The 14,118-nt window shown below is 71.9% G+C and carries 14 protein-coding genes and 3 tRNA genes; 6 read left to right on the forward strand and 11 right to left on the reverse strand.

From position 1 onward, the window contains the following. Window positions 1-40 precede the first annotated feature (40 nt). The 3 genes from rpmG to AB0M76_RS16170 form a co-directional block, all read right to left on the reverse strand. A complete protein-coding gene (gene rpmG, locus AB0M76_RS16160) occupies window positions 41-205 on the reverse strand; it encodes a 50S ribosomal protein L33 (protein ID WP_006604855.1) in 165 nt (54 codons plus the stop codon). Between the two features lie 89 nt (window positions 206-294). After that, a tRNA-Met gene (locus AB0M76_RS16165) sits at window positions 295-367 on the reverse strand. A gap of 48 nt (window positions 368-415) precedes the next feature. After that, a tRNA-Thr gene (locus tag AB0M76_RS16170) sits at window positions 416-488 on the reverse strand. Window positions 489-997: 509 nt separating this feature from the next. Here AB0M76_RS16170 and AB0M76_RS16175 point away from each other — a divergent pair. Together AB0M76_RS16175 and AB0M76_RS16180 are read left to right on the forward strand one after the other, a co-directional pair. Beyond that, on the forward strand, window positions 998-2,308 hold the full coding sequence (locus tag AB0M76_RS16175; RefSeq protein WP_365953424.1) for an amidohydrolase family protein: 1,311 nt from the start codon (window positions 998-1,000) through the stop codon (window positions 2,306-2,308). Window positions 2,309-2,375: 67 nt separating this feature from the next. After that, entirely contained in the window at window positions 2,376-3,032 is a 657-nt protein-coding gene (locus tag AB0M76_RS16180; protein ID WP_365953425.1) for an SDR family oxidoreductase, read from the forward strand. 27 nt (window positions 3,033-3,059) lie between these two features. On the opposite strand, the gene AB0M76_RS16185 is transcribed toward AB0M76_RS16180, so the two are convergent. Further along, entirely contained in the window at window positions 3,060-3,497 is a 438-nt protein-coding gene (locus AB0M76_RS16185; RefSeq protein WP_365953426.1) for a DUF3574 domain-containing protein, read from the reverse strand. A 38-nt stretch (window positions 3,498-3,535) separates the two neighbouring features. On the opposite strand from AB0M76_RS16185, the gene AB0M76_RS16190 reads away from it, so the two are divergent. Next, window positions 3,536-4,105, forward strand: a complete 570-nt coding sequence (locus AB0M76_RS16190; RefSeq protein WP_365953427.1) for a maleylpyruvate isomerase N-terminal domain-containing protein — start codon at window positions 3,536-3,538, stop codon at window positions 4,103-4,105. Between the two features lie 96 nt (window positions 4,106-4,201). Here AB0M76_RS16190 and AB0M76_RS16195 read toward each other — a convergent pair. Then, a tRNA-Tyr gene (locus AB0M76_RS16195) sits at window positions 4,202-4,283 on the reverse strand. Between the two features lie 200 nt (window positions 4,284-4,483). Here AB0M76_RS16195 and AB0M76_RS16200 point away from each other — a divergent pair. The 3 genes from AB0M76_RS16200 to AB0M76_RS16210 all read left to right on the forward strand — a co-directional run bounded on the left by AB0M76_RS16200 (window position 4,484) and on the right by AB0M76_RS16210 (window position 7,868). Continuing rightward, entirely contained in the window at window positions 4,484-4,972 is a 489-nt protein-coding gene (locus AB0M76_RS16200; RefSeq protein WP_030163016.1) for a YajQ family cyclic di-GMP-binding protein, read from the forward strand. A 202-nt stretch (window positions 4,973-5,174) separates the two neighbouring features. After that, window positions 5,175-6,602: a SulP family inorganic anion transporter gene (locus AB0M76_RS16205; RefSeq protein WP_365953428.1), complete on the forward strand. Its 1,428-nt coding sequence runs from the start codon at window positions 5,175-5,177 to the stop codon at window positions 6,600-6,602. An 18-nt stretch (window positions 6,603-6,620) separates the two neighbouring features. After that, window positions 6,621-7,868, forward strand: a complete 1,248-nt coding sequence (locus AB0M76_RS16210; RefSeq protein WP_365953429.1) for an APC family permease — start codon at window positions 6,621-6,623, stop codon at window positions 7,866-7,868. Here the strand turns inward: AB0M76_RS16210 and AB0M76_RS16215 are convergent. From AB0M76_RS16215 to AB0M76_RS16240, 6 genes are all read right to left on the reverse strand, one after another. Then, window positions 7,852-8,379, reverse strand: coding sequence for an SMI1/KNR4 family protein (locus AB0M76_RS16215; RefSeq protein WP_365953430.1), 528 nt, complete (start codon window positions 8,377-8,379; stop codon window positions 7,852-7,854). The genes AB0M76_RS16210 and AB0M76_RS16215 overlap by 17 nt on opposite strands. 87 nt (window positions 8,380-8,466) lie before the next feature. Then, window positions 8,467-9,447 (reverse strand): glycosyltransferase family 2 protein, encoded by a 981-nt coding sequence (locus AB0M76_RS16220; protein ID WP_365953431.1) that lies wholly within the window; start codon window positions 9,445-9,447, stop codon window positions 8,467-8,469. A 40-nt stretch (window positions 9,448-9,487) separates the two neighbouring features. Then, on the reverse strand, window positions 9,488-9,880 hold the full coding sequence (locus AB0M76_RS16225; protein WP_266664815.1) for a YccF domain-containing protein: 393 nt from the start codon (window positions 9,878-9,880) through the stop codon (window positions 9,488-9,490). Then, complete coding sequence (gene htpX / locus AB0M76_RS16230; protein WP_266664817.1) at window positions 9,877-10,740, reverse strand: zinc metalloprotease HtpX; 864 nt, start codon at window positions 10,738-10,740, stop codon at window positions 9,877-9,879. The genes AB0M76_RS16225 and htpX overlap by 4 nt, the downstream gene beginning before the upstream one ends. A 232-nt stretch (window positions 10,741-10,972) precedes the next feature. Continuing rightward, window positions 10,973-12,520, reverse strand: a complete 1,548-nt coding sequence (locus tag AB0M76_RS16235) for an NADH-quinone oxidoreductase subunit N (RefSeq protein WP_365953432.1) — start codon at window positions 12,518-12,520, stop codon at window positions 10,973-10,975. Next, window positions 12,517-14,082 (reverse strand): NADH-quinone oxidoreductase subunit M, encoded by a 1,566-nt coding sequence (locus tag AB0M76_RS16240; protein ID WP_365953557.1) that lies wholly within the window; start codon window positions 14,080-14,082, stop codon window positions 12,517-12,519. The genes AB0M76_RS16235 and AB0M76_RS16240 overlap by 4 nt, the downstream gene beginning before the upstream one ends. Window positions 14,083-14,118: the final 36 nt, after the last annotated feature.

The following is a 14,118-nucleotide window of genomic DNA, read 5'->3' on the forward strand; positions in this document are numbered from 1 at the left end:
GACCTCATGACGGTGCCTGTTATTCGAGACTTCGCTGGGGTCAGCGGGTCTCGCGGTGCGCGGTGTGCGAGTTGCAGCGCGGGCAGTGCTTCTTCATCTCAAGACGGTCCGGGTCGTTACGCCGGTTCTTCTTGGTGATGTAGTTCCGCTCCTTGCACTCCACGCAGGCCAGCGTGATCTTCGGGCGGACGTCGGTGGCAGCCACGTGAAGTGCTCCTTGACGGACTATGGGACGGATGAACGCATAAAAGAGTAGCCGATCGGGAGACCGACCCCGCAATCGGCTACTGTGGGTAGCGGCGACCGGACTTGAACCGGTGACACAGCGATTATGAGCCGCTTGCTCTACCGACTGAGCTACGCCGCTTTGATGTGATCAGCTCCCCACCCGAGGGTGGGGGACCTCTCTCACCAGAGCCCCAATGCGGAATCGAACCGCAGACCTTCTCCTTACCATGGAGACGCTCTACCGACTGAGCTATTGGGGCGAGCGAGGAAGACATTACACGGTTGCCCGCCCATCGCCCAAATCCTTTGTGGGGACTGGCCTCCGAGGGGGCGGGCAAGGCTTTCTTGATCAGCCCCCAGGCGGCCCCGGAGCCCTTTTCGGGGCAGATTGTGTCCGGGCTCACAAACCCGCCGCCCCCGGCGGCACGTCGGGCGCACACGAAGCGGCCCGTTGGACGCGGCCCGTTCGAGGAGGCGCGCCCGGAGAGGCACACCCGAAGCGGCCTTTACAAGGCCACGCACCCGGGGCACGTGAGGCAGCCGCCACGCACCCGGGGCACCTGAAGCACACGAAGCCCGACGGGCCACCCGCTGCCGACAGGGCGCGCAGGCGCGCGCCGCGGCGCGTGGGCACCACACCGGTACGACTATTGCGCTCTTCCGTGAAGCGGAGAGCCCTGCGCCCTAGGCTCTGAGCACGCTGCGTGATCTTGGGCCGCAAGCCGCGGCCATCCGGCCCAGGAACCGCCCGAGCCACCGCAGGAGCGCGATGTCCGACAGCCAGCCGCAGCAGCCGTCCTCCTCCCCGCGCAAGGGACGCGGTGAGGGCGGCGGCCGCGGGCCGCAGCGCCCGACCGGCAACGCGAACGCGGCCGCCGCCGAGTCCACCACCCTCCTGCTCACCGGGGCCCGCCTCACGGACGGCCGTACGGTCGACGTCCGGCTCGGCGGCGGCCGGATCCAGGCCGTCGGCACCGCAGGCAGCCTCCCCGCTCCCGCCCTCTCCCGGGTGGATCTCGGCGGCTATCTGCTGCTCCCCGCCCCCGCCGAGCCGCACGCCCACGGGGACACCGCACTGACCGCCGACGGCGAGGGGCCCGTCTCGTACAGCCCCGACGAGGTGCAGCGCCGGGCCACCGAGGCCGCCCTGCTCCAGCTCGGGCACGGCGCCACGGCCGTGCGCTCCCACGTCCGGATCGGCGATGTGCACGGCCTCGGCCCGATGGAGGCCGTGCTCCAGGCCCGCCGCTCGCTGCGCGGGCTCACCGACCTGACCACCGTCGCCGTGCCCCGCCTCCTCACCGGGATCGCCGGAGCCGACGGGTTCGCCATGCTGCGGGACGCCGTGAAGATGGGCGCCTCCGTCATCGGCGGCTGCCCGGACCTGGACCCCGACCCGACGGGCTTCCTCGAAGCCGTCCTGGAACTCGCCGCCGAGCACGGCTGCCCCGTGGACCTGCACACGGACGGTGACGATCCCGGCCGCCTGGCCCGGCTCGCGGCGATGGCCGGCGGGCTGCGCCCGGGGGTGACGATCGGCCCCTGCGGCGGGCTGTCGCGGCTCCCGCTGGACGTGGCGCACCGGGCCGCCGACCAGCTGGCCGCGGCCGGCGTACGGGTGACCTGCCTGCCCCAGGGCGACTGCGCGGCCCTGGAACGGCGCGGCCTGCGCACCGCGCCCGTACGGCTGCTGCGCGCCGCCGGGGTCCGCGTCGCGGCCGGCAGCGGGGCGCTGCGGGACGCCGGGAACCCGGTCGGCCGCGGCGACCCGCTGGAGGCTGCGTTCCTGCTGGCCTCCCAGGGCGGGCTGCGGGCGGCGGAGGCCTACGCGTCGGTCAGCGGCGCCGCCCGGGAGGCCATGGGCCTGCCGGAGGTCCGGGTGGAGGCCGGGTTCCCGGCGGAGCTGCTCGCCGTACGGGGGGACCGGATCTCGGGCGTGCTGTCCCTGGCCTACAGCCGGATCGTGATCCACCGCGGCCGGGTGGTAGCCCGGACGAGTGCCGTACGGGAGTACTGCGACTCGGCGGTCGCGGTGGCCCTGGACCTGCCCCGGCAGGGCCGTGTGGAGCCCGGTCCCTGAAGGTTCGCCGGCCCGTCGGTGGACACTTTCGCGGGCGGGGGCGCCCGGCTCGTCGTACGGTCGGGGCATGCGCATCGTCATCGCGGGTGGACACGGTCAGATCGCGCTGCGGCTGGAGCAACTGCTCGCCGCGCGCGGGTACGAGGTCGCGGGCATCATCCGCGACCGGGCACAGGGCGACGACCTGCGGGAGGCGGGCGCCGAACCGGTGCTCTGCGACCTGGAGTCGGCTTCGGTCGAGCATGTGGCGGGCATTCTGCAGGGCGCGGACGTGGCGGTGTTCGCGGCCGGTGCGGGGCCCGGCAGCGGTGTCGGGCGCAAGGACACCGTCGACCGGGGCGCGGCGGTGCTGTTCTCGGACGCGGCCGAACGGGCGGGGGTACGGCGCTTCCTGATGGTCTCTTCGATGGGTGCGGACGCGTACCACGAGGGCGACGACGTCTTCGACGTCTACCTGCGGGCGAAGGGCGAGGCGGACGATCACGTACGGACGCGGCTGGGCCTGGAGTGGACGGTCCTGCGGCCCGGGTCGCTGACCGACGACCTGGGGGCGGGGCAGGTGCGGCTCGAGGTGCGGACGGGCGGCGGGTCGGTGACGCGCGACGACGTGGCGGCCGTGCTGGCGGAGCTGATCGAGACCCCGGCGACGGCCGGCCTGACCCTGGAGCTGGTCGAGGGCTCGACCCCGGTGGCGGTGGCCGTCAAGGACGTCGCGGGCAACTGAGGCGGTCCCTGGCTCCCTGAGGCGCCCTCAGAACTCGGCGGTCACCTTGTCGTCGGAGCGCCCGACGGAGTCCTGCTGGTACTGGTCCTCGTAGGCCTGCCGGATCCGCTCGATGCGCGCGCTGCGCTCGTCGGCCTCCTTCTCCGGGTACAGCAGTACCACCTCGTACGAGGTCTCCCGGATGACCTTGCCGTCCCGCTGCCACTGGCCGTGCCCGTCCTGGAGGGTGAGGCCCTCGGGGAAGGCGGGGGTGATCTCGCGGTCCAGGAAGCGCATGAACTCCTGTTCCGCGACCGGGTCCCGGCCGCCCGGGCGTTCGGTCCCGAAGTAGAGCCTGGTTTCCTGGTAGGGCTCGCCCACATGGCTGTGCAGTGCCGCCCCGACCAGGGCCGGGATCCCGGCCCCGAGGAGGGCGAGGAGCACGCCGCCGCCGACCTTCCCGCGCGTGTCAGAAATGAAGTTCACGACCGGAGAACGAACAGGAGATCAGGACGATGCGGCCGATGGCCGGCTCCGACGTCGAACGGGCGGCAGCCGAAATGGTGTCGGCCCTGACCCCGCACACCGGACGGGACTGGCAGGTGAAGGCAGGTTCGCTCGACTGGACCTGCTGGACGACGGCGGCGCACGTCGCCCACGACCTGATGGCGTACGCCGCCCAGGTGGCCGCACTGCCCTCGGACGCCTATCTGCCGCTGGACCTGCGCGTACGGGAGGCCACCCCACCCGAGGCGGTCCTCCAGGTGATCTCGGCGGCGGCCCGGCTGCTGGGCACCGCCGTGGACGCGGCGCCGGAGTCCGCGCGGGCCTGGCACTGGGGCCCCTGCGATCCGGGCGGCTTCGCGGCGATGGGCGTGGCGGAGATCCTGCTCCACACGTATGACATCACCCAGGGCCTCGCCCTCCCCTGGCTCCCGCCGGCCGGCCTCTCGGCCCCGGTCCTGGCCCGCCTCTTCCCGGACTCCCCGTCCGGCCCGGCCCCGGAGGTCCTCCTCTGGTCGGCCGGCCGGCTGGCCCTCCCGGCCCACCCGCGCCGCACCACTTGGTCCTGGCGCGTGTCCCTCACGCCCTGACGGGATCCGGACGCGGAAGCCCCGCGTTCGGATCACCGAGCATGCGAGAAGACCCCCGTTACTGCGTTTCCGCAGTAACGGGGGTCTCACATCGCGTGGCGGCGCCAGGGTTCGAACCTGGGTAGGCTGAGCCGGCAGATTTACAGTCTGCTCCCTTTGGCCACTCGGGCACACCGCCAAGATACGTTGCCGTTTTTTCCGCCTTACGGCGGCGCTCCCTGGCAACGACGTAAACAATACCTGATGTGCGAGGGTGCTTCGCCACTGGATTGATCAGCGCTGCGGGTGGGTGCGGTGGCTAGGCTTTGCGGAGCGGGCCGGGGATGTCCGGCCGCGCCCTCCGGGGCAATGACAGCCGATTTCAAGGAGCCACAGCACATGGCCGACTCCAGTTTCGACATCGTCTCGAAGGTCGAGCGGCAGGAGGTCGACAACGCCCTCAACCAGGCCGCCAAGGAACTCTCGCAGCGCTACGACTTCAAGGGCACCGGCGCCACCATCGCCTGGTCCGGCGAGAAGATCCTGATGGAGGCGAACTCCGAGGAGCGCGTCAAAGCCGTCCTCGACGTGTTCGAGACCAAGCTGGTCAAGCGGGGGATCTCGCTGAAGGCGCTCGACGCCGGCGAGCCGCAGCTGTCCGGCAAGGAGTACAAGATCTTCGCCTCCATCGAGGAGGGCATCTCCCAGGAGAACGCCAAGAAGGTCGCGAAGATCATCCGGGACGAGGGTCCCAAGGGCGTCAAGGCCCAGGTGCAGGGCGAGGAACTGCGTGTCAGCTCCAAGAGCCGTGACGACCTGCAGGCCATCCAGGCGCTGCTGAAGGGCAAGGACCTGGACTTCGCGATCCAGTTCGTGAACTACCGCTGATCGCGGTTCCCCACCTGCCGTCCGGCGGCCCGGCGGTCCTTCCAGGACCGCCGGGCCGCGGCCGTTTCCGGGGGCGTGCGGATCATGTGCCCGGCGTGCACGGCGCATGCGCCTCAGCGGCCCCCGATGAGCACTTGAGGAGCCCTGCGCGCGCCCACCACTCTGGTGGCAATCATCACCGCGGGACAGGGGAGGTTCTCGGATGCCTGGGGTCGACACGTTTCGCGAAGACTTCGGGGCGTCCGTCGTCGTGGCGCTCGTCGCGCTGCCTCTCTGCGTCGGCGTGGCCGTCGCCTCAGGTGTGCCGGCCGAGCTGGGGATCGTCACCGGGGTGGTGGGCGGGCTGGTCACAGGATGGTTCCCGGGGAGTTCGCTCCAGGTGAGCGGGCCGGCCGCCGGGCTCACCGTGCTCGTCTACGAGGCGGTGCACACGCACGGTGCCCGCGCGCTCGGGGTCCTGGTGCTGGCCGCCGGGGTGCTGCAGCTGGGCATGGGGGCGCTGCGGCTCGGGCGGTGGTTCCGGGCGATCTCCGTCGCCGTCGTGCACGGGATGCTGGCCGGGATCGGGCTCGTGCTGATCGCGGGGCAGCTGTACGCCCTGGGCGGCGTGCAGGCCCCCGGCGGAACCCTGGAGAAACTGGCCGCGGTGCCCGGGCTCGCCGGGCAGGCCAACTGGTCCGCCGTGGCGCTCGGGGCCGGGACCATCGCCGTCCTCGCGGCCTGGCGCCGGATGCCTGCCCGGCTGCGGCTCGTACCGGGCGCGCTCGTCGGGGTGGCGGCCGCCACCGCTGTGTCGATGCTGCTGCAGCTGCCCGTCGAGAAGGTGACCGTGACCGGGGTCCTGGACGCCGTGGCCCCGCCCGGCTGGGGGGACTTCGGGCTGCTGGCCTCCGCCGGGGCCCTCGGAACCGTGATCGCCCTGACGCTGATCGCCTCCGCCGAGACCCTGTTCAGCGCCGCCGCCGTGGACCGGATGCACGACGGGACCCGGACCCACTACGACCGGGAACTCATGGCCCAGGGCGTCGGCAACACCGTCTGCGGACTGCTCGGTGCGCTGCCGATGACCGCCGTGATCGTGCGCAGCGCCGCCAACGTGGAGGCAGGGGCCCGCACGCGGGCGTCCCGGGTCCTGCACGGCGGCTGGCTGCTGCTGTTCGCCGTCGCGCTCCCCCAACTGCTCGAAGTGGTGCCGCTCGCCGCGCTGGCCGGGGTGCTGTTGCACGCCGGATGGAAGCTGCTGCCGGCCCGGGCCGTCGCCGGCCTGTGGCAGACGCACCGGGGCGAGGCGGTGGTGCTGGTGGCGACGGCCTCCGCGATCGTGGCCACCAACCTCTTCGAGGGGGTGCTGGTCGGGCTGGGGCTGGCCGTGGTCAAGGCGGCCTGGGAGACCTCCCACGTGCACATCGAGGAAGTGTGGGAGGGCGGGGAGCTCCGCGTCCAGGTGATGGGGAGCGCCAGCTTCCTGCGGCTGCCGAAGCTGCTCGACGCGCTGGACGCACTGCCGGCCGGACAGCCCGTACGCCTCGACCTCAGCGGGCTCCGCCACCTGGACCACGCCTGCCTGACCGCCCTCCACGGGTGGCAGCAGAACCGGACCCCGCCGACCGGACGGGAAGGCGTCATTTAGGGCGGTTACTCTCCGCCTGTGGACAACGAGTTGAAGCGCACGCTGGGAGTCTTCGACGCCGTGGTCGTCGGGCTCGGGGCGATGGTCGGGGCCGGTATCTTCGCCGCGCTCGCCCCGGCGGCAGGCGCGGCGGGTCCCGCGGGCGGCGCGCTGCTCGCCGCCCTCGCGGTGGCGGCCTCGATCGCCTACTGCAACGCGCACTCCTCGGCGCGGCTGGCCGCCCGGTATCCGGCCTCCGGCGGGACCTACGTGTACGGGCGGGAACGGCTCGGCCCGTTCTGGGGATATCTGGCCGGCTGGAGCTTCGTCATCGGCAAGACGGCCTCGTGTGCGGCGATGGCGCTCACCGTGGGGGCGTACGTGTGGCCCGGGCAGCAGCATGCCGTGGCCGTCGCGGCGGTGGTGGCGCTGACCGCCGCGAGCTACGGAGGCGTGCAGAAGTCCGCCCGGATCGCGCGGGTGATCGTGGCGGCGGTCCTGGCCGTGCTGGCCGGGGTCGTGGTGGTGTGCCTGACCTCCGGCGCGGCCGACGCGGGACGGCTCGGCGGCCTCGCCGGGGGCGGCCCCGGCGGCCTGCTCCAGGCGGCCGGACTGCTGTTCTTCGCCTTCGCGGGATACGCCCGGATCACCACCCTGGGCGAGGAGGTGCGTGATCCGGAGCGCACGATCCCGCGGGCGGTGCCCCTCGCCCTGGGGATCGCCCTGCTCGTGTACGCCGCGGTGGCGGTTGCGGCGCTGTCGGTGCTGGGCGCCGACGCCCTGGCGGCTTCGACGGCCCCGCTGGCCGACGCGGTTCGGGCGGCCGGACGGCCCGGACTGACCCCCGTGGTCCGGGTCGGTGCGGCCCTGGCGGCGCTGGGCTCGCTGCTGGCCCTGGTGCTCGGGGTGTCGCGGACCACCCTGGCGATGGCCCGGGACGGCCATCTCCCCCGCGCGCTGGCCGCCGTACATCCACGGCATCAGGTGCCGCACCACGCGGAGCTGGCCGTGGGTGTGGTGGTCGCGGTGCTCGCGGCGACCACCGATCTGCGGGGTGCGATCGGCTTCTCCTCGTTCGGGGTGCTGGCCTACTACGCGATCGCGAACGCTTCCGCGTGGACTCTCGATGCAGATGTCAAGGGCCGGGCCGTGGCAGCGGTCGGGCTGTCCGGCTGTGTCGTGCTGGCCTGCGCGCTGCCCCCTGCAACGGCGGGCGCGGGGGCTGCGGTGCTGGCCGTGGGGGCCGCCGCCTACGTGGTGCGCGGCCGGCTCAGACCCGGGATCTGAACTCCGCCCGGAGAGTCATCTCCAGACCCGCCTCCTCCGAGTCGTCGCAGAACCAGGCGGTGCCGTCGAGCCAGCCGCGCAGCCAGTCGGCGAGGGCGGGCGAGTCCGCGTACCAGGCGAGGTCGGGATCGCCCGGATTCGGCTCGAACAGCAGGACTTCTGCGGTCTCGGAGCGGCAGTCCACGCACCCCAGCATGGCGCAGCCGTAGTCGGTTATCGGCAGGACGCCCTCGGGCCAGCCCCAGTCCGAGGTACGCATCGCGGTGTACTGCTTGAGGGCGGCCTCCAGCGGGAGCAGTCCGTACTCCGGGCCGAACCCGCCGTCCGCGATCCGGGTGTAGAGACCGGCCAGGAGCGGGGGCAGGGCGAAGCCGAGTATGCCTTCGGCCCGACGCAGCGCCCCCGGGTCCACGGGAGCCGGCAGGCGCCCGGGCACCAGGGTGCCGCCCTCGGGTCCGAAGCCCCGGACATGTCGGGCGACTTGCTCCAGCAACTGCTCGGTCTCGTTCATGCGTTCATAGTGACCCACGCCACTGACAATCGCCCTGACCTGCGCCGCCGCCCCCGGGAGACAGCGCGCCGGGCCTCGGACCGGCCGTCAGTTCCGCGTCTCCCCCGGCTCCTTGCCGGAGTCGTCGCGCGCCGAGTCGTACCCGATGAAGTACGTGGGCCGGCGCTGTACGGCGGTGTAGATCCTGCCGATGTACTCGCCGAGCAGCCCGACGCAGATCAGCTGCACACCGCCGAGGAACAGCATGCCGACGAACAGCGAGGTCCAGCCGGGCACCGTCTTGCCGAGCAGAAACACCACCAGCGTCCAGGCGATCATGACGAGGCAGGTGACGAAGCTGATGACGCCGAGCCAGGTCGCAAGCCGCAGCGGGGCGGCGGAGAAGTTGGTGATGCCGTCCACGGCGAGGCGGATCATCTTGCTCAGCGGGTACTTGGTCTCGCCCGCCACCCGTTCGCCCCGGCGGTACGTGACCTGCCCGCTCGGGAAACCGAGCCAGGGCACCAGCAGCCGGTAGACCTGCTGCTGGTCGGGCAGGGCCTTGAGGGCCTCCACGGCCTCGCGGCTGAGCAGCCGGAAGTCCCCGGCCTGCGCGGGCACCTGCTTGCCGACCATGCGGCGCATGAGCCAGTAGTAGGCGGCGGCGGTGCGGCGCTTGAAGCCGGTGTCGGTGCTGCGGTCCGAGCGGACGCCGTAGACGATGTCGAGGTTCTCCGACCGGGCCAGGTCCAGCATCTCCGGTATTTTCTCCGGCGGATCCTGGAGGTCGGCGTCGATGCTGGCCACGTACGCCCCGACCGAGCTGTGCAGCCCGGCGCGCAGGGCGGCCTGGTGGCCGGAGTTGCCGCGCAGCCGCACGATGCGGAGCTCGGGCCAGTCCGTACGGAACTTCTCGAGGAGTTCGGCGGTCCGGTCGGTGCTGCCGTCGTCGACGGCGAGGACCTCGTACGGGACCCCGGTGTCGTCGAGCACCGGCCGCAGGCGGCTCACCAGGGCAGGGAGGGCCTCTTCCTCGTTGTACATTGGCACGATGACCGACAGGGTCGTGGCCGTGCTCGCAGCCGACACTGGTTCTCCCTGCCCGTGAGTTCCCTCGCCGCCCCGTCGTCTACCGGGAGGCGAACGGAGCGTCGGTCGGAACGATCTCGCGGCCCAGCGGGAGCAGGGCCAGCGGGACCATCTTGAAGTTGGCGATGCCGAACGGGATGCCGATGATCGTGACGCACAGGGCGATGCCGGTGACGATGTGGCTGAGGGCCAGCCACCAGCCCGCCAGGACCAGCCACAGGACGTTGCCGATGCAGGACGCCGCGCCCGCGTCCCGGCGCTCGACCGTGGTGTAGCCGAAGGGCCAGAGGGCGTACACGGCGATACGGAAGGCCGCGATGCCGAACGGGATGCCGATGATGGTGATGCACAGGAGCACGCCCGCCAGGCAGTAGCCCAGGAACAGCCAGACGCCGCTGAGGACGAGCCAAATGATGTTGAGGATGGTCTTCACTGACTACGGCCTGCCATCTGTTCGAGCCGGGCGATGCGCTCGGCCATCGGTGGGTGCGTGGAGAACATCTTAGAAAGGCCCTGGCCCGGACGGAACGGATTGGCGATCATCATGTGGCTCGCGGTCTCCAGCCTGGGCTCGGGGGGAAGCGGGAGCTGCTTGACGCCGGCGTCCAGCTTGCGCAGGGCGCCGGCCAGGGCGAGCGGGTCGCCGGTGAGCTGGGCGCCGGCCGCGTCGGCCTCGTACTCGCGCGAACGGCTGATGGCCAGCTGGATCACGGATGCGGCCAGCGGGCCCAGGATCATGATCAGCAGCATGCCGAGGATGCCGGGCCCCTCGTCGTCGTTCGACCGGCCGATCGGGATCAGCCAGGCGAAGTTCACCAGGAACATGATGACGGAGGCGAGGGCTCCGGCGACGGACGAGATCAGGATGTCGCGGTTGTAGACGTGGCTCAGCTCGTGGCCGATCACCCCGCGCAGCTCGCGCTCGTCGAGTATGCGCAGGATGCCTTCGGTGCAGCAGACCGCGGCGTTGCGCGGATTGCGGCCGGTGGCGAAGGCGTTCGGCGCGTCGGTCGGCGAGATGTAGAGCCGTGGCATGGGCTGGCGCGCGGAGGTGGAGAGCTCGCGCACCATGCGGTAGAGCTGGGGGGCCTCGAACTCGCTGACGGGGCGGGCGCGCATCGCGCGTAGAGCCAGCTTGTCGCTGTTCCAGTACGCGTACGCGTTCGTCCCGAGGGCGACGAGGACGGCGATGATCAGGCCGCCCCGCCCGAAGAAGCTTCCGATGACGATGATGAGTGCGGACAGCCCGCCGAGGAGTACGGCGGTCTTCAGCCCGTTGTGCCGGCGGTGCACGGTACGCCCTCCAAATGGTGCGGCAGGGGGACCCCCGTCCAGGATCTGCGGATCTGAGGGTCTACGGTCCAGTGGACCCTCCCTTCTCGGTCAACGCGAGGTGAGGGCATCTGGTTCCCAGGGCGTGCCGGGGCCGCCGCCCCGGTGTCCGGGGCGGCGGTGCAGCGGCGGGCGTTGCTCCGTACGGGTCACGGCGTACGGTCGGGCCGGCGTACGGGTCTGCCGGGGCGGGCTACTGCGGGAACAGGCTGCCCGCGGCGAAGCGCAGGACGAGCTGCGGGGCACCCGAGAGCACCACGGCGGTGACGGCCGTGATCGCGATCGCGGCGGTGACCGGCCACGGGGCCTTCGTACGGGCGGCCTCGGCGGGGCCCTCCGGGGCGCGGAAGAGCAGCGCCGTCCAGCGCAGGTAGTAGTACAGGGCGATGACGACGTTGACCGCCATGACCACGGCCAGCCAGCCCAGGCCCGCGTCGACCGCGGAACGGAAGACGGTGACCTTGGCGAAGAGGCCGATGAGGCCCGGCGGCAGGCCGGCCAGGCAGAGCAGGAAGAAGGCCAGCGCGAGGGCGGCCGCCGGGCGCTCGGCGTACAGGCCGCGGTAGTCGCTGAGGCGGTTCAGCGGCTTCGTACGGGCGACCAGCGCGGCCACGGCGAAGGCGCCGAGGTTCACGGCGGCGTACATGAGGGCGTACGCGACGGTGGAGCCGATCTGGTCGCGGTCGGAGTAGGCGGCGGCCGCGATCGGGACCAGTAGGTAGCCGGCCTGGCCGACCGAGGACCAGGCGAGCAGCCGGACGGCGCTGCCCGGCCGGTCCGCGCGCTGGCGCAGGGCGGCGGCGTTGCCGAGCGTCATGGTGAGCGCGGCGAGGACGGCGAGGGCCGGGCCCCAGATGTCGGAGTACGCCGGGAAGGCGATCACCGTGACGAGGATGAGGCCGGTGAAGCCGACGGCCTTGCCGATCACGGAGAGGTAGCCCGCGATGGGCAGCGGCGCGCCGACGTAGGTGTCCGGGACCCAGAAGTGGAAGGGGACGGCGGCGGTCTTGAAGGCGAAGCCGACGAGGGTGAGTGCGACGCCGGCCATGGCGAGGGTGTCGAGCTGCCCGGGGACGTCCTCGAGGCGGTCGGCGACCTGGGTGAGGTGCAGGGAGCCGGTGGCGGCGTAGACGAAGCTGATCCCCATCAGCGACACGGCGGTGGCGGTGACGGAGGAGAGGAAGAACTTGAGGGCGGCTTCCGAGGAGAGCCGGTCGCCGCGGCGCATGCCGACGAGGGCGAAGGCGGGCAGCGAGGCGACTTCGAGGGCGACGATCAGGGTGGCGAGGTCGCGGGAGGCGGGCAGCAGGGCGGCGCCGGCGGCGGAGGACAGCAGCAGGAACCAGTACTCGCCGGCCGGCATGCGCGCGTCGCGGACGGTGGTGACCGACAGCAGGGCGGTGACCAGGGCGCCGGCCAGTACCAGGAACTGGATGACGAGCGTGAAGTGGTCGGCGGTGTAGCTGCACGCACCGGGGTCGGTGGTGAGGCAGAAGGTGGCGCGGTCGCCGGCGCGCAGTGGCAGCAGGGTGAGGGTCGCGGCGGCGAGGCCGGCGACGGAGAGCCAGCCGAGCAGCGGCTTGAGCCGTTCCGGTACGAAGAGGTCGGCGACCAGGACGACCAGGGCGACGGCGGCGGGGAGCACCACGGGGGTGATTGCGAGCCAGTCGACGTTCTGGACGAGGCTCGCGGTCTCGGCGGCCGGGGCCGTGGCCGCGGACAGGGCGGACAGGGCCGTCATGCGTTGCCTCCTGCGAGGAGCTTCTGGACGGCCGGGTCGGTGAGGCCGAGGAGGACAGCGGGCCACAGGCCGGCGAGGACGGTGAGGGCCGCGAGCGGGGTCCAGGCGGCGAACTCGTAGCGCTGGATGTCCGCGAGTTCGAGCGCGGGCCCGGGTTCGGGCCGGGCCTTGGGGTCGCCCATGCAGATGCGCCGCACGACGATCAGCAGGTAGGCGGCGGTGAGCAGGGTGCCGAACGCGCCGAAGGCCATGTAGGTGAGGAACGCGGGCCGGGACAGGCCCTGCGCCGGGTTGAACGCGCCGAACAGGGCCAGCATCTCGCCCCAGAAGCCGGCGAGGCCGGGCAGGCCGAGGGAGGCGACGGCGGCGAAGGCGAGGAGGGCGCCGAAGCGGGGGGCGCGGCCGTAGAGGGCGGCGCCGGTGGCTCCGGCGAGGGTGTCCAGATCGGCGGTCTTGTAACGGTCCTTGAGCGCACCGACAAGAAAGAAGAGAAGGCCGGTGATCAGACCGTGCGCGATGTTGGCGAACAGCGCGCCGTTCACGCCGGTGGGAGTCATCGAGGCGATGCCGAGGAGGACGAAGCCCATGTGGCCGACGGAGGAGTACGCGATGAGGCGCTTGAGGTCGCCCTTGTTGCCCTTGCGGGCGAGCGAGAGACAGGCGAGGGATCCGTAGATGATGCCGATGGCGGCGAAGGCGCCCAGGTAGGGGGCGAAGGTCGCCATGCCGTCGGGCGTGACGGGGAGCAGGATGCGCACGAACCCGTACGTGCCCATCTTGAGCAGCACGCCGGCCAGCAGGACGGAGCCCACGGTGGGCGCGGCGGTGTGGGCGTCGGGCAGCCAGCTGTGCAGCGGCCACATCGGGGTCTTCACGGCGAGGCCGATGCCGATGGCGAGGACGGCCAGGAGCTGGGTGGTGTGGCTCAGTTCGCGGCCGTTGTCGGAGGCGAGGGCCACCATGTCGAAGGTGCCGCTGTTCAGCCCGATCAGCAGCAGTCCGAGCAGCATGACCACGGAGCCGAGGAGGGTGTAGAGGATGAACTTCCAGGCGGCGGCCTGCCGCTGAGCACCGCCCCAGCGGGCGATGAGGAAGTACATCGGGATGAGGACCATCTCGAAGGCGAGGAAGAACAGCAGCAGGTCGAGGACGGCGAAGGTCGCGAGGGTGCCGGACTCGAGGACGAGGAGCAGCGCGACGAAGGCCTTCGGGGACGGGCCTTCGGGGAACTTGAAGTAGCTGTAGAGCGCGCAGAGGAAGAACAGCAGCGCGGTCATCAGGAGGAGGGGGAGCGAGATGCCGTCGATGCCGAGGTGGATCCGGACGTTCAGCGCCTGGATCCAGCTGATGTCCGTGGTCGCCTGGAAGCGGGCCGGGGCGTCGCGGTCGAAGCCCAGGGCGAGGGCGATCGCCGCGGCGAGGATCACGCCGGTCACGGTCACGCCGTGGCGCAGCACGGCCTGTTCGGGGCTCTTGCCCTTGAGACCGGGCGGGGCCGGCAGGAGGGCCGCGGCGGCGCCGAGGAGCGGTGCGGCCACGACGAACGCCAGAAGGAACTGCATCACGGACGGGCTGATATCAATCACGGCTGACTCACG

This window comes from Streptomyces sp. NPDC051364 (assembly GCF_040682115.1).
Classification (GTDB): domain Bacteria; phylum Actinomycetota; class Actinomycetes; order Streptomycetales; family Streptomycetaceae; genus Streptomyces.